The 20,678-nt window shown below is 60.7% G+C and carries 19 protein-coding genes; 14 read left to right on the top strand and 5 right to left on the bottom strand.

Going from position 1 to position 20,678, the window contains the following annotated elements; translation table 11 throughout:
• Positions 1–69 precede the first annotated feature (69 nt).
• From C4J93_RS22530 to C4J93_RS22540, 3 genes are all read left to right on the top strand, one after another.
• Positions 70–1,626 carry a bifunctional aminoglycoside phosphotransferase/ATP-binding protein gene (locus C4J93_RS22530; RefSeq protein ID WP_124430509.1) on the top strand — a complete coding sequence of 519 codons (1,557 nt, stop codon included), beginning with the start codon at positions 70–72 and terminating at the stop codon, positions 1,624–1,626.
• 92 nt (positions 1,627–1,718) lie between these two features.
• The gene (locus tag C4J93_RS22535; protein ID WP_124371878.1) at positions 1,719–2,063 is read left to right on the top strand and encodes a pentapeptide repeat-containing protein; all 345 of its coding nucleotides are present in this window, start codon (positions 1,719–1,721) and stop codon (positions 2,061–2,063) included.
• Between the two features lie 197 nt (positions 2,064–2,260).
• Positions 2,261–2,533 (top strand): TfoX/Sxy family protein, encoded by a 273-nt coding sequence (locus C4J93_RS22540; protein WP_124364416.1) that lies wholly within the window; start codon positions 2,261–2,263, stop codon positions 2,531–2,533.
• Between the two features lie 219 nt (positions 2,534–2,752).
• On the opposite strand, the gene C4J93_RS22545 is transcribed toward C4J93_RS22540, so the two are convergent.
• Genes C4J93_RS22545 through C4J93_RS22555 form a run of 3 tightly spaced genes read right to left on the bottom strand, consistent with a single transcriptional unit; the run spans position 2,753 to position 5,432 of the window.
• On the bottom strand, positions 2,753–3,520 hold the full coding sequence (locus C4J93_RS22545; RefSeq protein ID WP_124430510.1) for a heme ABC transporter ATP-binding protein: 768 nt from the start codon (positions 3,518–3,520) through the stop codon (positions 2,753–2,755).
• Positions 3,520–4,503: an iron ABC transporter permease gene (locus tag C4J93_RS22550; protein ID WP_164485298.1), complete on the bottom strand. Its 984-nt coding sequence runs from the start codon at positions 4,501–4,503 to the stop codon at positions 3,520–3,522. Before C4J93_RS22550 ends, C4J93_RS22545 begins: the two co-directional genes overlap by 1 nt.
• Before the next feature lie 50 nt (positions 4,504–4,553).
• Entirely contained in the window at positions 4,554–5,432 is an 879-nt protein-coding gene (locus C4J93_RS22555; protein ID WP_124430512.1) for a hemin ABC transporter substrate-binding protein, read from the bottom strand.
• A gap of 155 nt (positions 5,433–5,587) precedes the next feature.
• Between C4J93_RS22555 and C4J93_RS22560 the strand changes: the two genes are divergently transcribed.
• Positions 5,588–5,905: a Rieske 2Fe-2S domain-containing protein gene (locus tag C4J93_RS22560; RefSeq protein ID WP_124368364.1), complete on the top strand. Its 318-nt coding sequence runs from the start codon at positions 5,588–5,590 to the stop codon at positions 5,903–5,905.
• On the opposite strand, the gene sfsA is transcribed toward C4J93_RS22560, so the two are convergent.
• Both sfsA and C4J93_RS22570 read right to left on the bottom strand, forming a co-directional pair.
• Entirely contained in the window at positions 5,902–6,615 is a 714-nt protein-coding gene (sfsA, locus tag C4J93_RS22565) for a DNA/RNA nuclease SfsA (RefSeq protein WP_124430513.1), read from the bottom strand. The two genes, C4J93_RS22560 and sfsA, sit on opposite strands and share 4 nt — an antisense overlap.
• Positions 6,615–7,787 (bottom strand): pyridoxal phosphate-dependent aminotransferase, encoded by a 1,173-nt coding sequence (locus C4J93_RS22570; RefSeq protein WP_124430514.1) that lies wholly within the window; start codon positions 7,785–7,787, stop codon positions 6,615–6,617. The genes sfsA and C4J93_RS22570 overlap by 1 nt, the downstream gene beginning before the upstream one ends.
• 318 nt (positions 7,788–8,105) lie before the next feature.
• Here C4J93_RS22570 and dksA point away from each other — a divergent pair, with 318 nt between their 5' ends.
• From dksA to pgi, 10 genes are all read left to right on the top strand, one after another.
• Positions 8,106–8,549, top strand: coding sequence for an RNA polymerase-binding protein DksA (dksA, locus tag C4J93_RS22575; RefSeq protein ID WP_003194150.1), 444 nt, complete (start codon positions 8,106–8,108; stop codon positions 8,547–8,549).
• An 84-nt stretch (positions 8,550–8,633) separates the two neighbouring features.
• Positions 8,634–9,521 (top strand): tRNA glutamyl-Q(34) synthetase GluQRS, encoded by an 888-nt coding sequence (gene gluQRS, locus C4J93_RS22580; protein WP_124371884.1) that lies wholly within the window; start codon positions 8,634–8,636, stop codon positions 9,519–9,521.
• Between the two features lie 62 nt (positions 9,522–9,583).
• Positions 9,584–9,760 (top strand): hypothetical protein, encoded by a 177-nt coding sequence (locus tag C4J93_RS22585; protein ID WP_003176118.1) that lies wholly within the window; start codon positions 9,584–9,586, stop codon positions 9,758–9,760.
• Complete coding sequence (locus C4J93_RS22590; protein ID WP_164484567.1) at positions 9,744–12,698, top strand: sensor histidine kinase; 2,955 nt, start codon at positions 9,744–9,746, stop codon at positions 12,696–12,698. Before C4J93_RS22585 ends, C4J93_RS22590 begins: the two co-directional genes overlap by 17 nt.
• A 22-nt stretch (positions 12,699–12,720) precedes the next feature.
• Positions 12,721–14,151, top strand: coding sequence for a sigma-54 dependent transcriptional regulator (locus C4J93_RS22595; protein ID WP_124364425.1), 1,431 nt, complete (start codon positions 12,721–12,723; stop codon positions 14,149–14,151).
• 693 nt (positions 14,152–14,844) lie between these two features.
• On the top strand, positions 14,845–16,248 hold the full coding sequence (locus tag C4J93_RS22600; RefSeq protein ID WP_124368369.1) for a polynucleotide adenylyltransferase PcnB: 1,404 nt from the start codon (positions 14,845–14,847) through the stop codon (positions 16,246–16,248).
• Positions 16,249–16,250: 2 nt separating this feature from the next.
• Entirely contained in the window at positions 16,251–16,733 is a 483-nt protein-coding gene (folK, locus tag C4J93_RS22605; protein ID WP_124371885.1) for a 2-amino-4-hydroxy-6-hydroxymethyldihydropteridine diphosphokinase, read from the top strand.
• Between the two features lie 322 nt (positions 16,734–17,055).
• Entirely contained in the window at positions 17,056–17,856 is an 801-nt protein-coding gene (panB, locus tag C4J93_RS22610) for a 3-methyl-2-oxobutanoate hydroxymethyltransferase (protein ID WP_124371886.1), read from the top strand.
• A complete protein-coding gene (gene panC, locus C4J93_RS22615; RefSeq protein WP_124430515.1) occupies positions 17,853–18,704 on the top strand; it encodes a pantoate--beta-alanine ligase in 852 nt (283 codons plus the stop codon). The genes panB and panC overlap by 4 nt, the downstream gene beginning before the upstream one ends.
• Positions 18,705–18,928: 224 nt before the next feature.
• Positions 18,929–20,593, top strand: coding sequence for a glucose-6-phosphate isomerase (pgi, locus tag C4J93_RS22620; RefSeq protein WP_124430516.1), 1,665 nt, complete (start codon positions 18,929–18,931; stop codon positions 20,591–20,593).
• Positions 20,594–20,678: the final 85 nt, after the last annotated feature.

A 20,678-nucleotide genomic window follows, 5' to 3' on the forward strand; every position in this document is an offset into this window, starting at 1 on the left:
GGTTTGCATGACCGTCCGTAGCGGCCATAATGCCCGCCATGATTTCTCCCAGACTTTGAAGGATCGCCCGTGAGTCAGTCCCTGATTGCCGCCCTGCAAAACCCGGCTTTGTACCCGCATCCGGTGGAAGCGTTTCAAGTCATTGAAACCCATATTTCCTGGGTGATCCTGACCGGTCCCTATGCTTATAAACTGAAGAAACCGATGAACTTCGGCTTCCTCGATTTCACCGACCTGGAAAAGCGCGGCCACTTCTGCCAGGAAGAACTGCGCCTCAACCAGCGCCTGACCGAAGATTTGTATCTTGAAGTATTGCCAATTACCGGCACTGCCAACGCGCCGCAATTGGCGGGCGACGGCGCGGTGATCGAGTACGCGCTGAAAATGCGTCAGTTCCCGCAAAGCCAGATGTTGAGCACCTTGCAAGCCAATGGTGAACTCACCAGCGCGCACATTGACGAAATGGCCAGGCAGATTGCGCACTTTCACCTCAACGCGCCCAAGGTCCCGCAGGAGCACCCGGCCGGCACTCCGGAAGAAGTGATGGCACCGGTCCTTCAGAATTTCGAACAGATCCGCCCTTTCCTGAGTGACAAGGCCGACCTCATTCAATTGGAAGCCCTGCAAGCCTGGGCACAAAGCAGCTTCGAACGCCTCAAGCCGCTGCTGCAACAGCGCAAACTCGATGGATTCACCCGCGAATGCCATGGTGATATCCATCTGGGTAATGCCACGCTGATCGATGGCCACGTGGTGATCTTCGACTGCATCGAATTCAACGAGCCGTTCCGCTTCACCGACGTGTACGCCGACACCGCATTCCTGGCGATGGACCTGGAAGACCGTGGCCTCAAAAGCCTGGCACGCCGGTTTATCAGCCAGTACCTGGAACTGACCGGTGATTATCAGGGCCTGGAGCTGCTGAATTTCTACAAAGCTTATCGCGCACTGGTGCGGGCGAAAGTTGCCCTGTTCAGCATGCCGAGCGAAGCCGACCCGGTGCAACGCGCCACCACCCTGCGCCAGTACCGCAACTACGCCAATCTGGCGGAAAGCTACAGCACGATTCCATCGCGCTTCCTGGCCATCACCCATGGAGTTTCGGCCGTGGGCAAAAGCCATGTGGCCATGCGCCTGGTCGAGGCCTTAGGCGCTGTACGCCTGCGTTCGGATGTGGAGCGCAAGCGCCTGTTTGGCGAGCAGCAGGTGGAAAACGCCCCGCAAGCCGGCATCTATAGCGATGACGCCAGTGCCGCAACGTACACGCGCCTGAATGAAATCGCCGACACCGTGCTCCGCGCCGGTTTTCCGGTGGTGCTGGATGCCACCTTCTTGAAACGCGCACAACGTGATGCAGCGGCCCATGTTGCCGAAGCCACCGGTGCCCCGTTCCTGATTCTGGATTGCAATGCGCCCCAGGCCGTGATCGCGAGTTGGCTGGCACAACGTCAGGCAGATAAAAACGATCCGTCCGACGCAACGTTGCTGGTTATCGAAGAACAAAACGCCAGTCGTGACCCGCTGACCGCCCAGGAACAGCTGTTGAGCAAACGCGTCGAGACCAATGAAAGCGGGACTCTGGATGCGTTGGTCGGGCATATTCGTCAACGCTTGCCCGGCCTGTAAGAAATATTTCTTGGTCGTGTCGTCTACTTTGGCGCACGACCCTGCAATAGTGGCACTATAATGGCGCCATAATACCAACAGGAGTCGCCGTCATGAGTCAGCCCAAGCTTCTTGATACCCCGCTCTACGCGCTCCTGCACAAGGACGACATCCGGGGCTTCAATCAGGAGCGCCCCGAAAGCGGGGTTATCGACATGCGCGGCGGCGACTTCCGAGGGTTGGACCTGCGCGAGCTGAACGCTGCGGGAATCGACTTCACCGACGCCTACTTCCGCTCCGCCGACCTGCGCGGGCTGGATTTACGCGAATGCTCATTGGAAGGTGCCAGCCTGGCCCATGCGCAGATTTCCGGTACTTACTTCTCACCCGACCTGACGGCTGACGAAATCCTGATGTCGGTGAACTTCGGTACTCGCCTGCGTTACCGCACCAAATAACCTCAAGGCTCCGGCTCCCGGCTGCGCTTCAAGCTTGCCGGGCGTTTCGCCGTGCCTGCCATGCAGCGTCATTCTTATAAGCTTTTCAGCCGTTCTCGACCAAAGAATCACGCTTTTCCTACTGAGCGCTACACTCATTTTCAGGCTTGCCTGGTCACGATACCCACCGAACCATTCGGCCGTCGCAAGGAGGCTTGATGAACGATGAGCTGCAACACCTGAAGAATCTTGGCAAGACGTCGGCGCAGTGGCTGCATGCGGCGGGCATCCACAGCGCGTCCGACCTGCGCCGCCTGGGCGCGGTCGATGCTTACCGAGCCGTGCGAACTCGCGGGTTCCGGGCATCAAAAGTGTTGCTGTATGCGATTGAAGGCGCGTTGATGGATGTGCATTGGAATGACATTCCCACGGAGCGCAAGGAGGCGTTGAACCGACAGTTGGAGGCGCTCTCAACGCGCCAGAAGATGTAGATCCGCCGATCAATCCAGTATTTTCAGGATTTTTGAGAAAAGTAGGGGAATGTTGTTGACTCTCAAATGAGAATCGTTATGATTATCACAACTGGTCGCGAGATCAGCCGATAACTGAAAGACCATTGGTTCGGACTCTCAGATTATCTCCTCATCAGGCTAATCACGGTTATTTGACCCGGCTCTTGCCGGGTCTTTTTTTGCCTGCAAAAAGCCGGTTCAACGCGCGATGATCAACGGATGACCACGCTCCGGATGCAACTGCACCAGCACATCCAGACCAAACACCGCCTTGAGCGGCTCGGGGCGCAGCACCTGTGCGGGCGTGTCCAGGGCGCGCGGGCATCCGTTCTCCAGCAACAGAATTCGATCACAGTAACGCGCGGCCAGGTTCAGGTCATGCAGGATCACCAATACCGTTGCGCCACGATCGGCAAAGTGCCGGATCGCCTGCAAGGTCGTGTGCTGATGCAACGGATCGAGCATCGATGTCGGCTCATCCAGCAATAGCGTCTGGCCCGCCTCGCCCGGCCATAATTGCGCCAACACACGGGCCAGGTGTACCCGTTGACGCTCCCCGCCCGACAAGGCCAGGTAACTGCGACCACTCAAGTGCCCTACATCTGCCGCGTGCAGTGCCGCGCTGATGATTTCCTCATCGCGTACTCGCCCGGTCTGATGCGGCAAACGCCCCAGTCCTACTACCTCTTCGACACGGAACGCGAAGTCCAGGGTTGAGCTTTGGGGTAACACCGCCAGGCGCTGGGCTCGTTGCGCGCCGCTCCATTGCTTTAACTCTTGCTGATCCAGCCAGACCTTGCCCTGATCAGGTGTCAACTCGCCGCACAGCGCACTGAGCAAGGTACTTTTGCCCGCACCATTGGGGCCCAATACGCCCAGCACTTCGCCCGGCAATAGCTCCAGGGTGATATCCGCCAATACGGTCTTGCGCCCGCGGCGGATCTGCAACGCTTCTACCCGCAGCATCAGGCGCGCCCTCGCAGCAATAAATAGAGAAAAAATGGCGCGCCAATAAACGCAGTGACGATACCGATCGGCAGTTCCGCCGGCGCCAATGCCAAGCGCGCCACCAGATCCGCCAACAGCAACAAACTCGCGCCCGCCAGCACCGAGGCCGGTAACAACACCCGGTGGTCCGGTCCGGCCAGCAGCCGCACCAGGTGCGGCACCACCAACCCTACAAAGCCGATCATGCCCGCCGCTGCCACCGCCGCACCAACGCCCAGCGCCGTACAGAACACCAACTCACGCTTGAGCTTTTCCACATCAATGCCCAGGTGGCTGGCTTCGGACTCACCCAGCAACAGCGCATTCAAGGCTTTCGCCCGGCGCGGCAACCACAGCGCCACGCCCGCGCTCACCAGCAGCAACGGCCATAAACGTGAATAGCTGGCACCATTGAGGCTGCCTAAGTTCCAGAATGTCAGGGTACGCAAAGTGGCGTCGTCCGCCAGGTAGGTAAACAGCCCCACTGCGGAACCGGCCAGGGCTGTCAGCGCAATGCCGGCGAGCAACATCGTCGCGACGTTGGTCTGGCCATTGCGTCGCCCCAATCGATACACCAGCGCCGTGACGCCCAGGCCGCCCAGAAACGCGCATATCGACAAAAGATACGGCCCGAGCGCCTCCGGCAGCCCGCCAAAAAACGAGCCGCCGACAATTGCCACCGCAGCCCCCAACGCCGCGCCACTGGACACGCCCACCAAGCCAGGATCGGCCAACGGGTTGCGAAACAAACCCTGCATCGCCACGCCCGACAAGGCGAGCACGCCCCCCACGGCCAGGCCCAGTAACGTGCGCGGCAAGCGAATCTGCCCCAGGATCAACTCTGCCTGTTCGAGCCCCTGGGCCTCAATCGGCACTCCGATCAATCGCAACGCAGCCCTGAGCGTGTCGAACAACGGCAGGCTGACCGGTCCCAGGGCCAATGAAAGCCAGATCGCAAGCAGACATAACAGCGCCAGCCCGATAAACAGCGTTTTCGGTTTAACCAACCGGGTCATTGGGCGGGTTCAGCCTGGGACGGGTAAAAGCCTGTGGACAACTGCGCCAGGCTCTGCGGCAAGCGCGGCCCAAGCCCGCCCACCAGCAGCGTCGGGTCCAACTCCATCACCCGGCCGTTCCTGGCCGCTGGGGTGGAAGCGAGGATGGGGTTTTCCTTGAACAACGCGACCCGGGCCGCTTCACCACTGAGCGCCCGATCAGCGAACACCAGCACATCCGGGCTCAACCCGGCCAGCGACTCCGCCGAGAACGGCTTGTAACCACTGTGAGTCGCCAGATTATGACCGCCGGCCTGCTGCAGCATCCAGTCAGCGGCGGTGTCTTTACCGGCGATCAACGGCTTGCCGCCGGCATGCCCGAGCAACAGCAATACACCGGGCGCTTTTTGCGTCAGCCGGGCCTTGGTCACCCAGGCTTTCTGTTGATCCAGCGCCTGCTCATATCCGGTAATCAATTCGCTGGCCTTGGCCTCACGACCCAGCAGCTTGCCCAGGTGCGCCAGATTGGCTTTCAGGCTGGGTAAATCCGGTTGTGCCGAGAACATCTCTACCTGTACGCCCGCGTTGCGGATCTGCGCCAGCACCGGTGGTGGCCCCATCTCTTCGGTCCCCACCAGCACCTGCGGTCGCAGGCTGAGAATCCCCTCGGCCGACAATTGGCGCTGATAACCAATACTGGGCAATGCCTTGAGCGACGCCGGATGCTGGCTGGTGGTGTCCACGCCGACCAGCTTCGGCTCACCTCCCAATGCCGTCACCCATTCCGATAACGCGCCACCGGCGCTGACCCAGCGTTGCGGCAGGTCCAAGGCTTGGGCCGCGTGGCTGACCAGCAGTCCGGCAACTAGCGCAATAACGCTGGCACTCAGGCGCATAACAGGGTTTCCTTCCAAGGCGGGGCCGCTCAAGCACTCATTGATGTGACAGATAAACCCTACCCGGCATCGTAGTGAGCACCCGATCAGCTGACGGGCGAAGCGGGCATTTGATAATTGTTTGCATTTGAACGTCAAGGCACTTAAGGATTGAAATGAAGTTTCTCTGCCCCTCCGAGGCCTTGGCGCCCGACAGCAGCCTCGGTTTTGATATCGACGGTTGCAAACTGTTGGCCGTGCGGCGCGCTGGCGTTGCCTACTTCTATGTCAACCGCTGCCCTCATCGCGGCGTCCCACTGGAATGGCAACCGGACAGCTTCCTCGACTCAAGCGCCAGCCTGATTCAATGCGCCACCCATGGCGCGCTGTTCCTGATCGAAAGCGGCGAATGCATTGCCGGCCCGTGCGCAGGCCAAAGCCTCACCGCCCTGCCCGGCCGCGAAGACGCACAAGGCCTGTGGGTGCAACTCTAGTTGCCCAACAGCACCTTCAACGGCCGTTCGATACAGATTTCTTCAGGTGTGACCCGCACGCCGTACGCCAGCACCTCCACACCCGCTGCCTTGGCCTCACGCAACGCGGCGGCATAACCCGCGTCAATTTCCACGGCTGGGCGCACCGCATCGATCCCCGACAAATTAACGCAGTACAACTGCACCGCCCGCACACCTTCACGCGCCAGGTGGGCCAGCTCCCGCAAGTGCTTGGCACCGCGCTGGGTCACCGCATCAGGGAAAGCCGCCACGGAGGAGCCATCAAAGCCCAAGGTGACACTTTTGACTTCGACAAACGCCGCCCCGTGCGGGTATTCCAGGCGAAAATCGATCCGGCTTCGTTCCTGACCGTAAGGCACTTCGCGTTTCAACGCGGTAAAGCCGTTGAGTTCAGTGATCAGCTCCGCGCGCAGTGCCTCTTCGACCAACTGATTGGCGCGTGCCGTATTGACGCAGGCCAGCCGGCCCTGGGGCGTTTCGGCGATTTCCCAGGTACCGGGCAATTTGCGCTTGGGGTCGGCGGAACGGCTGAACCAGACTTGGCCGCCTTCGACCATGCAGTTGAGCATCGAACCGGTGTTCGGGCAGTGAATGGTGAGCAACTCGCCGGTAACGGTTTCGATATCGGTGAGAAAACGCTTGTAGCGGCGGATCAGCCGCCCTTCTTCGAGGGGAGGATGAAAACGCATCAGCCTTGCCAACTCCGCAGGCCACGGGCAATCCGCTCCACCGCCTCTTGTAGCCGATCAAGGTTTTGCGTGTAGGCAAAACGCACATGATGACCCGCCTGATAGCGACCGAAATCCAGCCCGGGGGTAAAGGCTACATGTTCGGTTTCCAGGAAATGGCGACAGAACGCGAAGGCATCTCCACCAAACGCGCTGATATCGGCATAGAGATAGAACGCGCCTTCGGGCTCTACGGCGATACCGAATCCCAACTCACGCAGGGCCGGCAGCAGGAAATCACGGCGCCGGCCAAATTCGGCGCGGCGCTCCTCCAGAATGCCCAGGGTTTGTGGGGTGAAACAGGCCATGGCGGCATGTTGGGCCATGCTCGGCGCGCTGATGTAGAGGTTTTGCGCCAACCTCTCCAACTCACCGACGGCTGCAGGTGGCGCCACCAGCCAGCCCAGGCGCCAGCCGGTCATGCCGAAATACTTGGAAAAACTATTCAGGACGAAGGCATCGTCGTCGACTTCCAGCACGCTCGCGGCGTCGGTGCCGTAGGTGAGCCCGTGATAGATCTCATCCACCACCAGATGGCCGTCGCGCGCCTTGATGGCGTTGGACAGGTCGGCCAGTTCGTCCCGCGTCAGAAGCGTCCCGGTCGGGTTGGCCGGGGAGGCAACCAGCGCGCCGACGCTGTCCTGGTTCCAGTGTTGCGCCACCAGGTCGGCGGTCAATTGGTAGCGTACTTGCGGGCCGACCGGCACCAGCTGCGCCGCGCCCTCGATCAAGCGCAGGAAATGCCGGTTGCAGGGGTAGCCCGGATCCGCCAGCAGCCAGTGCTTGCCCGGATCCACCAGCAGGCTGGTGGCCAATAACAACGCACCGGAGCCGCCGGGCGTGATCAGAATGCGCTGCGGATCGATGTTCAACCCGTAGCGCTGCTGGTAGAAACCGCTGATCGCCTCGCGCAATTCGGGCAGCCCACGGGCGGCGGTGTAACGGGTCTTGCCATTGGCCAACGCGGCCTGGCCTGCCTGGATAATCGGTTCGGCGGTGGTGAAATCCGGCTCACCGATTTCCAGATGGATCACGTCGTGGCCGGCTGACTGCAGCTCATTGGCGCGCGCCAGCAATGCCATGACATGAAAAGGTTCGATGGCGCGACTGCGCGCACTGTAGGGCTGAGCCATTAGCCTTCCTAGACGGTGAGGACAAAATCAGGATTCTACCGAACCCTCGCGATAAAACATGTTCTATTGCCTGCCCGGCCGACTTCACGGCCAGGCAAGCGCCGGCAAAACGACTAAAATCAACATTCGAGACGGGACATACCCAGCCACGACGGGCCGCTGCAGTTTGCAACCCCCGACGCGACAGGCTCGACAACCGGGAGTGGCGCACCCCGAATCTATCTGGTAAGTTCGCCCGCTTGCAGCCGCAGGGCCGGCAGGTGTCGGTGACGTTGCAATCCTGCGCAATGGATTAGAAGAGTGAGAGGCGGTCTATTCATGTCCACCCAAGCAAAGCAACAGCAGACTCAAGGCCTCGGCGGCTTCGAACCCTATGTGGAAAAAAAGGGCGAGGAGTACATGGGCGAGCCCATGCGCGAGCACTTCACCAAAATCCTGAACAAGTGGAAACAGGATTTGATGCAGGAAGTCGACCGCACGGTTGACCATATGAAGGACGAAGCAGCCAACTTCCCTGACCCGGCCGACCGTGCCAGCCAGGAAGAGGAGTTCGCCCTCGAACTGCGCGCCCGTGATCGCGAGCGCAAGTTGATCAAGAAGATCGACAAGACCCTGCAACTGATCAAAGACGAAGAATACGGCTGGTGCGAATCCTGCGGCGTCGAGATCGGTATTCGTCGCCTGGAAGCCCGCCCGACCGCGGACCTCTGTGTAGACTGCAAGACCTTGGCCGAAATCAAGGAAAAACAGGTCGGCAAGTAATGCTTGTCGAGCTGAACGAATGGGGCGTGCGAACGCCCCATTTTTGTTGCTGGCGTTTACCGATTTTCCAGTAGTATCCGGCCCATGACTGCCTCTACCTATATCGGGCGCTTCGCCCCCACGCCCAGCGGCCATCTGCACTTCGGCTCCCTGGTCGCCGCCCTCGCCTCCTACCTCGATGCCCGCGCCAATCAAGGCCGCTGGCTGATGCGCATGGAAGACCTCGACCCACCCCGTGAAGAACCCGGCGCCCAGACGGCAATCCTGCATGCCCTGGAAAGCTACGGTTTTGAATGGGACGGCGAACTGGTCCGCCAGAGCGAGCGGCACGACGCCTACGCCAAGGTATTGAACGACTTGTTCAACCACGGCCTGGCCTACGCCTGCACCTGCTCGCGCAAACAGCTGGAGCCCTACAACGGGATTTACCCCGGGCTTTGTCGCAATGCCGGCCACGACCAGCAAGACGCCGCTATCCGCTTGCGCGTGCCCGAGCTTGAATACCATTTTACCGACCGCGTACAGGGCGAGTTCCGACAGCACTTGGGGCGCGATGCAGGCGACTTCATCATCCGCCGCCGCGACGGCCTGTACGCCTATCAATTGGCCGTGGTCCTGGATGACGCCTGGCAAGGCGTTACCGACATCGTGCGCGGCGCCGACCTGCTCGATTCCACGCCACGCCAGCTTTACCTGCAGGAATTGCTTGGCCTGCGCCAGCCGCGTTATCTGCATGTGCCCCTGATCGTCCAGCCGGACGGTCACAAACTGGGCAAGTCGTACCGTTCGCCACCGCTGACCGCAGACCAGGCCACGCCATTGTTACTCAGAGCGCTACGCGCCCTTGGCCAGCCGGCCGGTGACGAGCTGCTTTACGCCAGCCCCAGGGAACTGCTGGATTGGGGCATTCGGCAGTGGGATGCCACGCGGATCCCGCGCACACTCACCCTGGCCGAAGCGCAATTGAACTGAAGGCGCTTGCAGCTTGCCAGCCATCCGTTACCATCGCCGCAATTCTTCAATCAGAGGCCAACATGTACATCTATCGATTGGTCCTGCTGCTGGTCGTCGGGATCTACCTGTTTTCCCCCGCCATCATGGACTGGTGGATCGATGCCACGGGCGCCTGGTACCGTCCTTATCTGCTCTGGCTGATCCTGATCGTCGTGACCTTCATCCTGCAGAGCCAAAAAGATGCCGATGAGCTTTAGCCTCACCCAGATGCTGCTGATCAGCGCCGCCTACCTGGCGGCGTTGTTCGGCGTCGCCTGGATCAGTGAGCGTGGAATGATTCCGCGGGCGATCATTCGCCATCCCTTGACCTACACCTTGTCCCTGGGCGTATACGCCAGCGCCTGGGCGTTCTACGGTACGGTGGGCCTGGCCTATCAATATGGCTACGGTTTCCTCTCCAGCTACCTGGGGGTGTCCGGTGCGTTCCTGCTGGCGCCGGTGCTGCTGTACCCGATTTTGAAAATCACCCGCACCTATCAGTTGTCCTCCCTGGCGGACCTGTTTGCCTTTCGTTTTCGCAGCACCTGGGCCGGCGCACTCACCACGATTTTCATGCTGATCGGCGTGCTGCCGTTGCTGGCCCTGCAGATCCAGGCAGTGGCCGACTCGATCAGCATCCTCACCCGCGAGCCGGTGCAACATCGCGTTGCCCTGGCCTTCTGCGCATTGATCAGCCTGTTCACCATTTTCTTTGGCTCACGCCATATCGCCACCCGCGAAAAACACCAGGGCCTGGTGTTTGCGATTGCCTTTGAGTCGGTCATCAAGCTGGTCGCCATCGGCGGTGTCGGCCTTTATGCGCTCTACGGCGTGTTCGACGGCCCGCAACAGCTGGAATTGTGGCTGCTGCAAAACCAGACCGCCCTCGCCGCCTTGCACACGCCCCTGCAGGAAGGCCCCTGGCGCACGCTACTGCTGGTGTTCTTCGCCTCGGCGATCGTGATGCCGCACATGTACCACATGACCTTCACCGAAAACCTCAACCCACGCTCATTGGTCAGCGCCAGTTGGGGTTTGCCACTGTTCCTGCTGCTGATGAGCCTGGCGGTGCCGCTGATTCTGTGGGCCGGCCTGAAACTGGGGGCCACCACCAACCCTGAGTATTTCACCCTCGGCATCGGCATCGCCGCCAACAGCCCGGCCCTGGCGCTGTTGGCGTATGTCGGCGGTTTGTCGGCGGCCAGTGGCTTGATCATTGTCACCACGCTGGCACTTTCCGGGATGGCCCTCAACCACCTGGTGCTGCCGCTGTACCAACCACCGGCCGAAGGCAACATCTACCGCTGGTTGAAATGGACGCGCCGCGCGCTGATCGTCGCGATCATCATGGCCGGCTATGCCTTTTATCTGCTGCTGGGCGCCGGGCAGGACCTGGCCAACCTCGGCATCGTGGCCTTTGTCGCCACCTTGCAGTTCCTGCCGGGCGTACTCTCGGTGCTGTACTGGCCGACCGCCAATCGCCGTGGCTTTATCGCCGGGTTGCTGGCGGGCATCCTGGTGTGGCTGGTGACCATGCTGCTACCGCTGGTCGGCAACCTGCAGGGTTTCTACATACCGTTGCTGAACATGATTTACGTGCTGGATGACACCAGCTGGCACATGGCAGCAATCGCGTCGCTGGCCGCCAACGTCCTGATGTTCACCCTGATCTCGCTGTTCACCAACGCCAGCCCCGAAGAAACCAGCGCCGCCGAAGCCTGTGCGGTGGACAACGTGCGCCGCCCGCAACGCCGCGAGCTGCATGCGGCCTCGCCCCAGGAATTCGCCACGCAACTGGCCAAACCGCTCGGCGCCAAGGCCGCGCAAAAGGAAGTCGAACAGGCCTTGCGCGATCTGTACCTGCCATTCGATGAGCGCCGTCCCTATGCGCTGCGGCGCTTGCGGGACCGTATCGAAGCCAACTTGTCCGGGCTGATGGGCCCCAGCGTGTCCCAGGACATGGTGGAAACCTTCCTGCCTTACAAGGCGGGCGGCGAAAACTACGTGACCGAAGACATCCATTTCATCGAAAGCCGGTTGGAGGACTATCACTCACGCCTCACCGGCCTCGCCGCCGAACTCGATGCCCTGCGCCGTTATCACCGCCAGACCCTGCAGGAACTGCCGATGGGCGTGTGTTCCCTGGCCAAGGACCAGGAAATCCTGATGTGGAACAAGGCCATGGAAGAGCTTACCGGCATCGCCGCGCAACGCGTGGTCGGCTCTCGCCTCAATACCCTCGGCGACCCCTGGAAAGAATTGTTGCAAGGTTTTATCAACCTGCCCGACGAGCATTTGCACAAGCAGCACCTGGCCCTCGACGGCCAGACCCGTTGGCTCAACCTGCACAAAGCCGCCATTGACGAGCCCCTGGCCCCAGGCAACAGCGGCCTGGTGTTGCTGGTGGAAGACCTCACCGACACCCAGATGCTCGAAGACAAGTTGGTGCACTCCGAACGCCTGGCCAGTATTGGTCGCCTGGCCGCCGGTGTGGCGCATGAGATCGGCAACCCGATCACCGGCATCGCCTGCCTGGCGCAGAACCTGCGGGAAGAGCGCGAGGAAGACGGTGAAATCACCGAGATCAGCGGGCAGATCCTCGAGCAGACCAAGCGCGTGTCGCGCATCGTGCAGTCGCTGATGAGCTTCGCCCACTCCGGCGCCCATCAGAATCAAGACGAAGCGGTGTGCCTGGCCAAAGTGGCGCAGGACGCCATTGGGCTGCTGGCCTTGAACCGGCGCAATTTCGAAGTACAGTTCTTTAACCTGTGCGATCCGGACCACTGGGTCGATGGCGACTCACAACGCCTGGCCCAGGTCCTGATCAACTTGCTGTCCAACGCCCGCGATGCTTCCCCGCCGCACAGTGCGGTACGCGTCAAGAGCGAGGCTTTCGAGCACACGGTCGACCTGATCGTGGAAGATGAAGGCAGCGGCATTCCACAGAACATCATGGACCGATTGTTCGAACCCTTCTTCACCACCAAGGACCCAGGTGAAGGTACCGGTCTGGGCCTTGCACTGGTCTATTCCATCGTTGAAGAGCATTATGGACAAATCACCATCGACAGCCCGGCTGACACCGAAAGCCAACGCGGCACCCGTATCCGGGTGACCTTGCCGCGTCATGTCGAAGCGACGTCCGCTGTGAACTGAGACCGTCGAGAGAATTGAATCAATGCCGCACATTTTGATCGTCGAAGACGAAACCATTATCCGCTCTGCCTTGCGTCGCCTGCTTGAACGTAATCAGTACCAGGTCAGCGAAGCCGGCTCGGTGCAGGAAGCCCAGGAGCGGTTCAGCATTCCCACGTTCGACCTGATCGTCAGCGACCTGCGCTTGCCGGGCGCTCCGGGTACCGAATTGATCAAGCTGGGCCAGGGCACTCCGGTGCTGATCATGACCAGCTACGCCAGCCTGCGCTCGGCGGTGGACTCGATGAAGATGGGCGCGGTGGACTACATCGCCAAGCCTTTCGACCATGATGAGATGCTGCAGGCTGTGGCGCGCATCCTGCGTGACCGCCAGTCGGCCAGCAGTGCGCCAGCCGAACCGCGTCCGGCAGGAAAAGCAGCCGACAAACCGGGCGTCGATAACAGTAACGGCGAGATCGGCATCATTGGCTCCTGCCCGCCGATGCAGGACCTGTACAGCAAGATCCGCAAAGTGGCGCCGACCGACTCCAATGTATTGATCCAGGGTGAGTCGGGCACCGGCAAGGAACTGGTGGCCCGCGCGCTGCATAACCTGTCCAGGCGCGCCAAGGCCCCGATGATCTCGGTGAACTGCGCGGCGATCCCCGAATCCCTGATCGAGTCGGAATTGTTTGGCCACGAAAAAGGCGCGTTCACCGGTGCCAGCGCCGGGCGTGCGGGCCTGGTCGAAGCCGCCGACGGCGGCACGCTGTTCCTCGACGAAATCGGCGAGTTGCCCCTGGAGGCCCAGGCGCGCTTGTTGCGAGTGCTGCAGGAAGGCGAAATTCGCCGGGTCGGTTCGGTGCAATCGCAGAAGGTCGATGTACGCCTGATCGCAGCGACGCACCGTGACCTCAAGAGCCTGGCCAAGATCGGCCAGTTCCGTGAAGACCTGTATTACCGCCTGCATGTGATTGCGCTGAAGCTGCCGCCACTGCGCGAGCGTGGCGCCGATGTCAACGAGATCGCCAGCGCGTTCCTGCTGCGCCAGAGCGCGCGCATCAACCGTACCGATCTGAAGTTTGCGCCGGACGCAGAGCAGGCGATCCGACATTACGCATGGCCGGGCAACGTGCGCGAACTGGAGAACGCCGTCGAGCGCGCGGTCATCCTGTCGGAAAGCCCGGAAATATCCGCCGAGCTGCTGGGCATCGATATCGAGCTCAGCGATCTGGATGACGACGACTTCATCGGCCTGGCGCCACAACAGGGCGCAGGTAGCGCGACCAGCCATGAGCCGACGGAAGATTTGTCCCTGGAAGACTACTTCCAGCATTTCGTCCTCGAGCACCAGGACCACATGACCGAAACCGAACTGGCCCGCAAGCTGGGCGTAAGCCGCAAGTGCCTGTGGGAACGTCGCCAACGCCTGGGCATTCCACGGCGCAAGACCGGTGTTCCCAGCGAGAGCTGAGGTAACACCTGCTAATGTGAAAAAACTGTTACCGCAGATATGTCGCGTAACAAAAGCCGGGGCTTACGGTAACGAAGCCCCGGCTTTTTTTCGCCCGTCAAAACCCTGAAACCGCCTCAACCCCCTGCTTTTGCTGGGCGGCGCCAAAGTTGGCACGCACCCTGCTATATGCTTAGTACAAAAACAATAACAAGCTTTGTACCAGACAATAAAAATAAGACGAATCGACTCACGCATAACAAAAACAACACGGCGGAGGCGCAGCTAACTGATTCTTTTGGAGAGGCGTTGCATTGGGGCTTGCCCCGCAACCAGGCCGAGAACAACAAAAACTGCCCTAAGGCAGAGCCTGAACTGGTTGGATCGTAGATCAGCAACACAGCGACCAAAGCAATCCGTTTGCTCTTGGCTCCCGATTGGGAGTGCCATGAAGGTGAAGCTTCATGGCGAGGGCGATCAACAAAAACAAGAAGCCCGACACCATAATAAAAATAGAGTACGCAACTACTTCTGGGGGAGCTTCGGCTCCCCTTGTAGTTTCCGACAGTTAGCCCCTGGATTTGCCTTTTAAACGCTTATGGCGCAACGCCTGCAGCTTGTTCCTACACCATCCCCTGACTAAATGCTAGAATCCCGGCCCATCATGCGGTCATTCTTCGTTATGGCCGAACATTCCTTCAAACAGTGCATCCCATGCTGAAGAAGTTGTTCCAGTCATTCCGTTCTCCCTTGCGTCGTACGCAACACATTCGCAGCACGCCTGAAGTGCTTAACAGCAATCAGCATTCATTGCAGCGCGCTCAATTCAGCCGTTATGCGGTGAACATCGTCGAACGTTTGCAGAACGCCGGTTACCAAGCCTACCTGGTGGGCGGCTGCGTACGTGACATGCTGCTCAATATCACGCCGAAAGATTTCGACGTCGCCACCAGCGCCACGCCTGAACAGGTGCGTGCCGAATTTCGCAATGCGCGGATCATCGGGCGCCGCTTCAAGCTGGTGCATATCCACTTCGGTCGCGAAATCATCGAGGTCGCGACGTTCCGCGCCGGCCACCCGCAAAACGATGAAGAGGAAGACACCAATCAGTCTTCCCGCAACGAGAGCGGGCGCATCCTGCGCGACAACGTCTACGGCACCCTGGAAGAAGACGCGCAACGCCGCGACTTCACCATCAATGCCCTGTATTACGATCCGGTGAGCGAGCGGATCCTCGATTACGCCAATGGCGTACACGATATCCGCAACAACCTGATCCGACTGATCGGCGACCCGACGCAGCGCTACCAGGAAGACCCGGTGCGCATGCTGCGCGCCGTGCGGTTCGCCGCCAAGCTCAACTTCGGTATCGAGAAACACACGGCCGCACCGATTCGCGAACTGGCACCGATGCTGCGGGAAATCCCGTCGGCACGCCTGTTTGAAGAAGTGCTCAAGCTGTTCCTTTCGGGCTATGCCGCCGACACCTTTGAAATGCTCGTCGACCTGCAGTTGTTCGATCCACTGTTCCCGGCCAGCGCCGAGGCGTTGGAACACAACCCGACGTACACCCACACACTGATCAGCGAAGCGTTGATCAACACTGACCTGCGCATCAAGCAGAACAAGCCGGTGACCCCGGCGTTCCTGTTTGCCGCCCTGTTATGGCCGGCCCTGCCCAAACGCGTACTGCGCTTGCAGGACCGTGGCATGCCGCCGATTCCTGCCATGCAGGAAGCTGCCCACGAATTGATCACCGAGCAGTGCCAGCGCATCGCCATTCCGAAACGCTTCACCCTGCCGATCCGCGAAATCTGGGACATGCAGGAGCGCCTGCCGCGCCGCAGTGGCAAACGCGCCGACCTGTTGCTGGACAACCCGCGCTTCCGCGCCGGCTACGACTTCCTGTTGCTGCGCGAAAGCGCCGGCGAGCAGACCGACGGCCTGGGCGAATGGTGGACCGACTATCAGGATGCCAATGACAGCCAGCGGCGCGAGATGATTCGTGAGCTTGGCAGCAAAGGCGACAGCGTCGGCGAAGGGCCGAAAAAGCGCCGCCGCAGCTCCAGCAAGCGCAAACGCAGCGCCGCCGATGCCTCGGGCGCAACGGGCGAATAAACGTGGAACGTATCTACATCGGCATGGGCAGCAACCTGGCTGCCCCGCAGCAGCAACTGCGCGACGCTATCGAAGCCCTGACGCAATTGCCCGACACGGCCCTCGTCGATGTATCCGCCTTCTATCAAAGCGACTCCCTGCTGCCAGGCCAACCGCGCTACACCAACGCGGTGGCGGCCGTGGACAGCAACCTCACGCCGCTGGATCTGCTCGACGCGCTGCACACCATCGAAAACGACCAGGGCCGCGAGCGCACTGAGCGTTGGGGCCCACGCACGCTGGACCTGGATATCCTGTTATTCGGTGATCGCCTGATTGATGAGCCGCGCCTCAAGGTGCCGCATTACCAGATGCACCTGCGGGCGTTCGTGCTTTATCCATTGGCTGAGCTGGTGCCTGCCGACTTTCAGTTGCCCGAGGGCCAAACGCTGGGTGAACTGCTGACAGCTTGCCCATTCGTCGGCTTGGAGCGCTTGCCTCTGTAGGAGCGAGCTTGCTCGCGAAAATCGTCAACGATCACGCGCTCAGCCTGATTGAACGCGGTGCCCTTGGATTCTTCGCGAGCAAGCTCGCTCCTACAATTGCGTCCGTAACAGCGGTAACACCGCCATCGTAACAAGGCGGTAACACATCCAATTGACTTCCCGTGTCCTCCTCACGACTATAGGCGTCCCGCCGCCGCCAACCCGGCGCTGAAGGGCGCAATCCAGGCCATATAAGCACTGCTATCAAGACGGTGCGCCTGTATAAACGAAGACTCACGCGCGTTACTCGCTGTTTCCAAGCGCCTGAACGAGGACCCTTTTCATGCCAGACATTACCCTGACCACCTTGCAGAGCCTCAAGCTCAGGGGTGAAAAAATCACCATGCTGACCTGCTACGACGCGACCTTCGCCCACGCCTGTTGCCAGGCCGGGGTCGAGGTGTTGCTGGTAGGCGACTCCCTGGGCATGGTTCTGCAAGGGAATGACAGCACGCTCCCCGTCACCACCGATGAACTCGCGTACCACACCGCCAGCGTCAAGCGTGGCAATGACGGTGCGTTCATCATCGCCGACCTGCCATTCATGGGGTATGCCACGCTCGAACAGACCTTCCAGAACGCCGGCAAACTGATGCAGGCGGGTGCGCACATGATCAAGGTCGAAGGTGCCGTATGGCTCGCCGAGTCGATCCGGCTGCTGGCTGAGCGCGGCGTACCGGTCTGCGCGCACATGGGCCTGACGCCGCAGTCGGTCAATCTCCTCGGCGGCTACAAGGTCCAGGGCCGCAATGAAGCCCAGGCACGCCAGATGCGCGCCGATGCCATCGCCCTGGAACAAGCCGGCGTCGCGATGATTCTGCTGGAGTGCGTACCCAGTGAACTGGCCGCCGAAATCACCCAGGCTGTCAAAGTACCGGTGATCGGCATCGGTGCCGGCTCCGCCACTGATGGCCAGGTGCTGGTGCTGCACGACATGCTCGGCCTGTCGATCAGCGGCCACGTGCCCAAGTTCGTAAAAAACTTCATGGCCGGCCAGCCCAGCATTCACGCCGCACTGAGCGCTTATGTCAGCGAAGTCAAAGCCGTGACCTTCCCTGGCGCCGAACACGGATTCTCTGCATGAACACCGTTAAAACCCTGCGCGAACTGCGCGCCGCCGTGACCCACGCGCGCAACGCCGGCAAGCGCATCGGCTTCGTGCCGACCATGGGCAACCTGCACAGTGGCCACGCGACCCTGGTGAGCAAGGCTGCGCAGCAATCGGATTTCGTGGTGACGAGCATTTTCGTCAACCCGCTGCAATTCGGCGCCGGCGAAGACCTGGACAAATACCCGCGCACCCTCGCCGCCGATCAAGAAAGGCTGCTGCAAGCCGGTTGCAACCTGCTGTTCGCGCCAACGGTGGAGGAAATGTACCCCGGCGGCATGACCGGCCAGACCCGCGTCAGCGTTCCGCTGCTGTCCGAAGGCCTGTGCGGCGCCAGTCGTCCAGGCCATTTCGAAGGCGTCGCCACGGTGGTCAGCAAGCTGTTCAACATGGTCCAGCCGGACATGGCCGTATTTGGCCAGAAGGACTATCAGCAACTGGCGGTGATCCGCGCCATGGTGCATGACCTGAACATGCCGATCCAGATCATCGGCGAGCCGACCGTCCGCGCAGCCGATGGCCTGGCGCTGTCATCGCGCAATGGCTACCTCACCGAAGAGCAGCGCGCGATTGCACCGGTGCTGTACCGCAGTCTCAGCCAGATTGCCGCCGCCATCAAAAGCGGTGAGCGTGATTTCGCCAGGCTGCGCGCCGAGCACATCCAGCAGATCGAAGCCGCTGGTTTGCGCATGGACTACCTGGAAGTGCGCCAAGGCGTACACCTGAGGCCAGCCGCGCCTGAGGATCGGGACATTGTGATTCTGGTGGCAGCCTATCTGGGCGCGACTCGCCTGATCGACAACCTGCATCTGACCCTCGACTGACCCTGCCAACACCCCGCAATTGCCCTAAACGCTGCGCCGGTATAAAAAAGTACCGGCTACAGCGCAGACAAAGCCAAGACATATCGACACGCTAGGTTTAATGTAATCGCCCTGCGCGTATGGTTAGCGCTGTCCGGAACCCGTGGCCAGTTAAAAGACTGGATGTTCCGGATTTTGAAGTGTCCTAAAAGGCAGTCCCTGTAATAAAAAGGAAACCCGCAGCGATGGCGTACTACCGCACCCCTCATGACGTTACCGCGCTGCCCGCCTGGCAAGCGCTCAATCAACATCGCCAAGCCATGCAGGATTTCAGCATGCGCGAGGCCTTCAATGCCGACCCCCAGCGTTTTTCAGAATTCACCCTGAGCAGCTGCGGGCTTTTCCTCGATTACTCGAAAAACCTGATCACCCGCGAAACCCGCGACCTGCTGGTGGGCCTGGCCAACGAAGTCGGCCTTAAAGACGCGATCGACTCGCTGTATGCCGGCGAGCCGGTCAACTCCTCCGAAGGCCGCCCAGCGTTGCATACCGCCCTGCGCCGCCCGGTAGGCGACAAGTTGTCGGTCAACGGCGTGAACATCATGCCGGACGTGCACAAAGTGCTGAACCAGATCACTGACCTGGTTGGCCGCATCCACGACGGCCTGTGGCGTGGCTACACCGAGAAGCCGATCACCGACGTGGTGAATATCGGCATCGGTGGTTCGTTCCTCGGCCCGGAGCTGGTCTCCGAAGCGCTGCTGTCCTACGCCCATAAAGGCGTGCGCTGTCATTATCTGGCGAACATCGACGGCAGCGAGTTTCACGAGCTGACCATGAAGCTGCGCGCCGAGACCACGCTGTTTATCGTCTCGTCCAAGTCCTTCAACACCCTCGAAACCCTGAAGAATGCCCAGGCCGCCCGCGCCTGGTACTTGGCGCAGGGCGGCTCGGAAGCCGAGCTGTACCGCCACTTCATCGCCGTGTCGAGCAACAACGCAGCGGCCGTGGCGTTCGGTATCCGCGAAGAAAACATCTTCCCGATGTGGGACTGGGTCGGCGGTCGTTACTCGCTGTGGTCCGCGATCGGCCTGCCCATTGCCCTGGCGATCGGCATGTCCAACTTCAAGGAACTGCTGTCCGGTGCCTACACCATGGACCAGCATTTCCAGAACGCGCCGTTCGAAGACAACATGCCGGTACTGCTGGGTTTGCTGGGCGTGTGGTACGGCAATTTCTGGGGTTCGCAGAGCCATGCGATCCTGCCGTACGACCACTACCTGCGTAACATCACCAAGCATTTGCAGCAGTTGGACATGGAATCCAACGGCAAGAGCGTGCGCCAGGATGGCACGCCGGTCGCCACCGATACCGGCCCGGTCATCTGGGGCGGCGTGGGCTGCAACGGGCAACATGCTTATCACCAGTTGCTGCACCAAGGCACCCAACTGATCCCGGCCGACTTCATCGTACCGATCGTGAGTTTCAACCCGGTCTCCGACCACCATCAGTGGCTGTACGCCAACTGCCTTTCCCAGAGCCAGGCACTGATGCTCGGCAAGACCCGCACCGAAGCCGAAGCCGAGCTGCGCGACAAAGGCATCCCTGAGGCCGACGTGCAGAAACTCGCGCCGCACAAGGTGATCCCGGGCAACCGCCCGAGCAACACCATCGTGGTCGAACGCATCAGCCCACGTCGCCTCGGCGCGCTGGTTGCCATGTACGAGCACAAAGTGTTCGTCCAGAGCGTGATCTGGGGCATCAACGCCTTCGACCAATGGGGTGTCGAGCTGGGTAAAGAGCTGGGCAAAGGTGTCTACAACCGTCTGACCGGCGCCGAAGAAACCTCGGCCGAAGATGCTTCGACCCAGGGCCTGATCAACTACTTCCGCGGCCGTCACCGCGGCTGATCCGGCGACTTCAAGGCCAATGTCCGTTTGGACGTTGGCCTTGAACCCTCTCTCCTCAGGGTGCATCTTTATGACTTGTCGCAAA

The organism is Pseudomonas sp. R2-37-08W, assembly GCF_003851705.1.
In the GTDB taxonomy this organism is placed as follows: domain Bacteria; phylum Pseudomonadota; class Gammaproteobacteria; order Pseudomonadales; family Pseudomonadaceae; genus Aquipseudomonas.